This is a genomic window from Terriglobia bacterium (assembly GCA_020073185.1).
In the GTDB taxonomy this organism is placed as follows: Bacteria; Acidobacteriota; Terriglobia; order Terriglobales; family Acidobacteriaceae; genus JAIQGF01.
In genome coordinates this window covers 34,712-41,198 of record JAIQFT010000032.1, presented here as the reverse complement: position 1 = coordinate 41,198, position 6,487 = coordinate 34,712, and the positions used below count along the sequence as shown (strand labels likewise).

Here is a 6,487-nt window from a genome sequence, read left to right as displayed (position 1 = left end):
GAGCCCTGGGTCACGGCTGCCACTTCATGTACCTACCCCGCCGAACCGGCGCCGGTGCGCACCCGCCGCCGGCCGCACCCGCCCGGCGCTGCCGGCTGGACCGCCGGCGGCGCGGCGGCCAGAATGCTGCCAGTCGGCAGCGGCCCGGAACCGTGGCCGACTACGGCGCTTCTGTGGCACAGCAGCAAGAGGACGGTCGTGACCGAATGTCCGATGGGCCACGAACGCACCATCACCTATGACCAGCGCACGCCGGAGCAGGAGTGGACGCTCACCTGCCCGCTCTGTGGCGGCGAGCACCACATGCTGGCGCCGGAAATCCTGTGCTCCGACCTGTAGTTCCACCAATCCGCGAGTTGGACAAAACACCTCAGCCGCTCGATCCGGTCACATGGCCTTTGCAAGGTCGCAAAGTGTTCGGGCCAGCGGCGCTGGCCGGTGCGACGAGAGCCGGCCAAGTTATTACAATGTGATCATGACCCCCGAACGGCAACTGCGTGAAGAATTCAACCGCTGGGCCGAGGCGGGCCGCGGCGAGGAGATGGAGAAGCACCATCGCGACATCACCGAGAAGGCCATCCGGCGGATGGAGCTGCGGCCCGGCGAACGCGTGCTCGACCTGAGCTGCGGCACCGGCTGGGCGACGCGCATACTGGCGCGCCTGGTCGGGGAAGGACCGCAAGGTTTCGGGCAGGTAGTCGGCCTGGACATTTCCGATGAGATGATTCGGCGCGCGCGCGTTGCTTCCACGGATTTCGACAATGTCATGTTCGTGTGGGGTTCGGCGCAGCAGATTCCGTGGGAAGAAAATTTCTTCGATAAAGCGCTGTCGGTGGAGGCGTTTTATTACTATCCGGACCAGGCCCGCACCTTGGCGGAGCTGTTCCGCGTGCTGGCGCCCCGGGGGCGGTTCTTCATCTTGATCAACCTGTACAAGGACAATCCGTATTCGCTGCGCTGGGTGGACGAGCTGAAGGTCCCGGTGCACGTACGCTCGGAGGCGGACTACGTGCACCTTCTCCAGGTTCATGCCTTCGAAGACGTGTGGGCGATGCGCATTGCTGACGACACGCCGACCGCGGACGAGTACAGCGGCAAATGGTTCAAGAACGCTGCGGAGTTGCGCGAGTTCAAGCGCATTGGGGCGCTGCTGCTCAGCGGACGCAAGCCCGACATACGCTCCCTGGCGCCGGCGTGCCAGATTTACTGAGGAAAGTGACCTGGAGCGCCAAGGTTTTGCCTCCTCGGTCCCATGCGAGTAGCATATCGCGCAAGAAGTGGGGTGGCCTATGACAACGGGCACGGATCTGATTGCGGCGATCAAGAGCAACGAAGTGGCGCGCGCGAAACAGGTACTGCAGGCGAATCCCTCCGTGGCCAACGCGCGCGACGAAAATGGCGTGTCGGCGACATCGGCGGACATCGCGTCCGAGCGCGGCCACACCGATCTGGTGCGGCTGTTCGAGTCCGGCAGCCGGTCGCGGGCGGCCGGTTAGTCTTCCGCGCCGTTGACGGCGGGATCGAACGGCGATTCCGATTCCATCACGTCGGCATGGTTGTGATAGTCCGACCTGATCTCTTCCGGGTTCATCCGCTTGCGACACTCAAAGCAGATAATGATCGGTGTTTCCATGACCCTGACCCCCACTGCCCTTGACTCTACGAGCATTGCTCTGCGGATGAAAGATGGCGCGGGTAACCAGCTCGAGTCACGCCGGTAATGCGCGCCAAGCGCAAGGCTGGAAGCTTAGATCAGGGTTCGTGGCTGCAGGTATTGGAAAGTTTGTCGCGGGACGAGTAAAAAACCGGACCTGGTAATCGAAAAAACTGCGCCTATTGGGCGGCGGGCGGCGCAACCGGCTCGGACGTGTGGCGCGGCGGCAGCGGCAGCGCGCTCTCTTCCCAAGCTGTGTACCACAGGTTGAGCAGCATTTGCGAGCCGGCGGCCAGTCGACGGCGCAGGAATTCACGCGATTCCGGCGTGCCTGCATTCTTGAATTGTCCGGCTTTCTCCATCTGATACACCTTCTCAACAAGCTTGTTGGAATCGTGCAAGTATTGCAGGTAGTCGTGCCAGGGGTCCTGCAGGCGGACCGGAGCGCCCACCAGGCTGGCGATTTCGATCTGATCGACTACGCGGGTAACGAAGCGGCCTTCAAACTCGGCGTGAATACCCTTGGTGGTGGTGTATCCGCTGGGATTGTTGCCGACCCAGCCATCGTAACTGATGGTGGTGTGTAGCGGGTTGGAGCCGTCGCCCACGTAGTGGCCCAGCCATCCGGCGTACAGAGCAATGTTCTGTTCGACGCCTTCTGTCGGCAATTTTTGCGCCTGCAGGCGACGATATTCGCGGAAGGCCACCTTCAGGCGGTCATAAATTTCCGCCGTAATATAGGGCTGCGTGCCGACATGCTCGGGCAGGAAGTCATCGCCGTTTTTCTTGGCGGCAACGCGCTTGGCGTAGAGGAGGCGATAGTAGTCATAACGGCCCCGTGGAAGTTCGCGAACATCGGCCACCGACTCCAGGTTGATGTAGTGGTCGGGCTCTTGCGAATTCTTCAGGGAGTATTCGGAGCGCTCGCGCCAGCGATCCGGCTCCGGGCCCATGTAGGCGATGCGGTCGGCGGCGGCGCGCATGAACGCCGGCATGTCAGGGGGCACCTTCAGCGCGGCGGTGCGGTTGATCAGGATGTGCCCGTTGTCCCACCAGGAAAATGCGGGCTGAACCACCAGAACCACCATGATGAGGGCGGCGGTAATGCGAAGCGGAGCCGAACGCATGAGTGTTTCTCCAAGATTTTCGCAGCCGGTAGCAAGCGGGCGGCGCGGCTGAAGCCCCGCCCTGCCCGGTCGCGTCAAGCGGACTGAATGCGGTGGAACCCGATACTGTAGCAGAGCCCGATGAGTTGAACGCGATAGAATCGCCTGAGCAATGCGCAACCACCGCGAACAGACGCGCCGGGTCGAACCTTGCCTTGTGCCTCCCGAAGGGGGCGCGCGATTGCGCCTGACCCGGAACGCGTGGCTGTTAGCGGTGGTCTCGGGGGTCTTGCAGAGTCTGATTTACCCACTGCCGGCGTTGTCTTTTTTGTGTTGGATTGCGCTGGCGCCGCTGCTGCTGGCAATCCTGCGCGGGCGCGCTCCCGTGAGCGGACAGGCGCAACCGGTCAGCGTCGGGCAGGGATTCCTGCTGGCTTACATCGGCGGCGTGATCTGGTCGTTCGGCACGACCTATTGGATCTACCACGTCATGCACATCTACGGCGGGCTGGACGGCCTGACCTCGTTCGGTGTCCTGGTGCTGTTCTGTTTCGCGCTGGGCCTGATCTGGGGCGTGTTCGGGCTGGTGATGGCGTTCCTGGCCGGCGGTCGGCTGCGGCACAAGGCGCTGTTCCTGGCCCCGTTTGTTTGGGTGCCACTGGAGATGGTGCGCGGCTTCCCATTTGATTTTCCCTGGAACCCGCTTGGCACCGTGCTGGTGAACAACATTCCGCTGACACGCATCGCGACCGCGACCGGCGTGTACGGCCTTTCGTTCGAGATTGTGCTGGTGAACACGGCGTTCGCGGCGGCGTTCTTGGTCGATCCAAAACGGCGCAGAATGGTGCTGATTGCGGCCATTGTCGTAGCCGGACTGCTGCAAGCGGGCGAGCTGGTACAACCACCGAAGCTCGCCGCCGACGGCACGGCGCGCTTGGTGCAGGCGAACATTCCCATCCTTAACGCTGACCAGTGGACACCGCAGTACTTTCACGACACGCTGCGCGCGTTGAGCGACCTGAGCGTTCCGCGTCCGGGGGAACTCGGTCCCACCGAGCCCGCGCCCGATCTGGTGGTGTGGCCGGAGTCGCCGGCGCCGTTCTTCGTTACCCATCCCGAATTCCGCGCCGCCGCAAGCGAGGTGGCGCGGCACGCGCACGCCACCCTGGTGGTGGGAAGCTTAGGCACGCCAAACGGCCCGCATGCGGCATCGCAACTCTACAACTCGGCGGCGGTCATCGCACCCACCGGCAAGTGGATCGCGCGCTACGACAAGATTCACCTCGTGCCGTTCGGCGAATACGTGCCGTTCCAACGCGTGCTCAGCTTTGCCGGCAAGCTGACGCGCGAGGTCGGAGACTTCCTGCCGGGCGAGTCGCGCCAGGCGCTGCCCCTGGGCAATCACAGGATGGGCGTGTTCATCTGCTATGAAGCCGTGTACCCGGCGGAGATTCGCGAGTTCGCGAAAAACGGCGCCCAGGTTTTCGTCAACATTTCCGACGACGCATGGTTCGGCCAGACCGCGGCGCCGGTGCAGCACCTGAACCAGGCCCGGATGCGCGCCATTGAGAACCATCGTTGGCTGGTGCGCGCCACCGACACCGGCATCACGGTTTCCATAGATCCCTTCGGGCGCGTGGTGGCGCAGGCGCCGCGGAACGTCCGCACCGCGATTGACGTGCCCTACAGCTTGGTGGATGGCACCACGTTCTACACCCGCCACGGGAACTGGTTTGTGTGGGGATGTGTCATAATTTCCGCAGCGGCTCTGGTAGTGAGAATCGCCGGTCGAGCTAACGCGATTCTGTAATCTGAGAGTTGGGTGATTTGCCGATTGGGTGATTTGGTGATTGGAAAGCGCGCCGCTCCATCAGCGGATCACCCAATCAGCAAATCGGTAAATCGCTAAATCGGCAAATCTTATGCAGGAAGAATTTGAACAGGAATACCTCCCGTTGCGCGACAAGGTGCGCGAGCTGCGGGAGTATCTTTGACGCACCCCGCCTGCGCGAGCAGATGCAGCGGGTGGAAAAAGAAGCCTCCGACCCGAACCTCTGGTCCAATCCCGAGAAATCACAGACCGTAATGCGCGAGCGCAAGCGCCTGGAGGACATGCTGTCCACCGAGGCCGAGATGGCCCGGCGCATCAGCGACATTGACGCCTACTTCGAGCTGGGACGCGAGGGCGAGGACGTGTCCGCCGACCTGCGGCGCGAGATCGCCTCCTTGCGTGAGCGCGTGGAGAGGCTGGAGACGGAGACGCTGCTTTCGGGCGACCACGACGCGCGCAACGCGATTGTCACCATTCATCCGGGCGCGGGCGGAACCGAATCGCAGGACTGGGCGGAGATGTTGCTGCGCATGTACATGCGCTGGGCGGAACGCCAGGGCTTTCAAGCCATACTCAACGATTATCAGCCGGGTGAAGAAGCGGGGATCAAGTCGGCCACATTCACGGTCAACGGTGAGTACGCGTATGGTCTGCTGACCAGCGAGATCGGGGTGCACCGGCTGGTGCGCATGTCGCCGTTCGACCAGGCCAAGCGCCGGCACACCTCGTTTGCCAGCGTCTTCGTCTCGCCGGAGATCGACGAGTCCATCCAGGTGGACATTAAGCCGGAGGATTTGCGGGTCGATACCTACCGTTCCGGCGGCAAGGGCGGCCAGCACGTCAACACCACCGATTCCGCGGTGCGCATCACGCACCTGGCCACCGGGATCGTGGTGAGCTGCCAGAACGAGCGCTCGCAGCACAAGAACCGCGATCGCGCCATGAGCATGCTGCGCTCGCGCCTCTATGAATACGAGCTGGAGAAGAAGCGCGCGGCAAGCAAGAAAATCGAGGACTCCAAGCTCGACATCGATTTCGGCTCGCAAATCCGCTCCTACGTGCTGGCCCCGTATCGCATGGTCAAGGACCTGCGCACGCGCATGGAGGCGGGAGACGTGGACCGCGTGCTGGACGGCGATTTGCAGCCGTTCATCCGGGCGTATTTGCTGATGCGGCGGCAGGAGCAGCAGGCAAAGAGCTAACTTGCGGACTTGCCGATTTGGCGGTTGGACGGTCTAACGCGAATCGGCGAATCATCAAGTCATCCAATCCAATGTCTACGGCATCTGTTATCGCGCTATCTCGTGGTCGGCGTCTCGAGTACATGACCCTCGCCTGGAACTCGCTTGAAGCGGTGGCGGCAATCGCTTCCGGCCTGGTTGCCGGCTCCATCGCACTGGTCGGGTTCGGGCTTGATTCCATCATCGAATGCTTCTCCGGCGGCGTGCTGTTGTGGCGGCTGCGGGCGGGTGACGAAGGGGAGCGCCGAGAAAGGCGGGCGCTGCGGTTGGTGGGAGCGAGCTTCATCGCGCTCGCCATCTATGTCGCCTATGATGCGATCCGTTCGCTGGTACAGCATGAGGCGCCGGAGAAGAGCTGGTTCGGAGTCGCGGTGGCGATCGCCTCGCTGATTGCCATGCCCTTCCTGGCGCGCGCCAAGCGCCGCGTCGCGTCGCAATTGAACAGCGGAGCGCTGCGCGCCGATTCGCGGCAGACGGATATCTGTGCGTACTTGTCGGTCATTCTTCTTGGCGGACTTTTGCTCAACGCCTTGCTGCGCTGGTGGTGGGCCGATCCGGCCGCGGGGCTGATCATGGTCCTCATCATTGGGCGTGAAGGCGTCCAGGCGCTGCGCGGAAAAACTTGCGGTGGCGGGAAGTGCGAGTTGTGAGTTAC

Annotated in this window: 8 protein-coding genes; 6 read left to right on the top strand and 2 right to left on the bottom strand. The window is 62.8% G+C overall.

What is annotated here, in order from left to right:
- The 3 genes from LAN64_12905 to LAN64_12895 form a co-directional block, all read left to right on the top strand.
- A partial coding sequence (locus tag LAN64_12905; GenBank protein MBZ5568735.1) for a hypothetical protein occupies positions 1–339 on the top strand: 339 nt, incomplete at its 5' end.
- Between the two features lie 136 nt (positions 340–475).
- A complete protein-coding gene (locus LAN64_12900; GenBank protein MBZ5568734.1) occupies positions 476–1,210 on the top strand; it encodes a methyltransferase domain-containing protein in 735 nt (244 codons plus the stop codon).
- 79 nt (positions 1,211–1,289) lie between these two features.
- Complete coding sequence (locus tag LAN64_12895; protein ID MBZ5568733.1) at positions 1,290–1,496, top strand: hypothetical protein; 207 nt, start codon at positions 1,290–1,292, stop codon at positions 1,494–1,496.
- Here the strand turns inward: LAN64_12895 and LAN64_12890 are convergent.
- Together LAN64_12890 and LAN64_12885 are read right to left on the bottom strand one after the other, a co-directional pair.
- Positions 1,493–1,633: a hypothetical protein gene (locus tag LAN64_12890; GenBank protein MBZ5568732.1), complete on the bottom strand. Its 141-nt coding sequence runs from the start codon at positions 1,631–1,633 to the stop codon at positions 1,493–1,495. The genes LAN64_12895 and LAN64_12890 overlap by 4 nt on opposite strands.
- 200 nt (positions 1,634–1,833) lie before the next feature.
- On the bottom strand, positions 1,834–2,781 hold the full coding sequence (locus tag LAN64_12885; GenBank protein ID MBZ5568731.1) for a nuclease: 948 nt from the start codon (positions 2,779–2,781) through the stop codon (positions 1,834–1,836).
- Positions 2,782–3,088: 307 nt separating this feature from the next.
- On the opposite strand from LAN64_12885, the gene lnt reads away from it, so the two are divergent.
- From lnt to LAN64_12870, 3 genes are all read left to right on the top strand, one after another.
- Positions 3,089–4,570 carry an apolipoprotein N-acyltransferase gene (gene lnt / locus LAN64_12880; protein MBZ5568730.1) on the top strand — a complete coding sequence of 494 codons (1,482 nt, stop codon included), beginning with the start codon at positions 3,089–3,091 and terminating at the stop codon, positions 4,568–4,570.
- Positions 4,571–4,682: 112 nt separating this feature from the next.
- Positions 4,683–5,793, top strand: a protein-coding gene (gene prfB, locus LAN64_12875; protein MBZ5568729.1) for a peptide chain release factor 2 whose coding sequence is annotated in 2 segments (ribosomal slippage) — positions 4,683–4,751 and positions 4,753–5,793 — 1,110 coding nt in all. Because the reading frame shifts where the segments join, the coding sequence is not laid out codon by codon here.
- Between the two features lie 71 nt (positions 5,794–5,864).
- A complete protein-coding gene (locus tag LAN64_12870; protein MBZ5568728.1) occupies positions 5,865–6,482 on the top strand; it encodes a cation transporter in 618 nt (205 codons plus the stop codon).
- The last annotated feature ends 5 nt before the right edge of the window (positions 6,483–6,487 follow it).

What these genes read in the sequence shown, in the direction of transcription:
- LAN64_12885 (MBZ5568731.1), bottom strand. Translation starts at nt 2,781, where the DNA reads ATGCGTTCGGCTCCGCTTCGCATTACCGCCGCCCTCATCATGGTGGTT.
- LAN64_12870 (MBZ5568728.1), top strand. Translation starts at nt 5,865, where the DNA reads ATGTCTACGGCATCTGTTATCGCGCTATCTCGTGGTCGGCGTCTCGAG.
- LAN64_12895 (MBZ5568733.1), top strand. Translation starts at nt 1,290, where the DNA reads ATGACAACGGGCACGGATCTGATTGCGGCGATCAAGAGCAACGAAGTG.
- LAN64_12890 (MBZ5568732.1), bottom strand. Translation starts at nt 1,633, where the DNA reads ATGGAAACACCGATCATTATCTGCTTTGAGTGTCGCAAGCGGATGAAC.
- LAN64_12900 (MBZ5568734.1), top strand. Translation starts at nt 476, where the DNA reads ATGACCCCCGAACGGCAACTGCGTGAAGAATTCAACCGCTGGGCCGAG.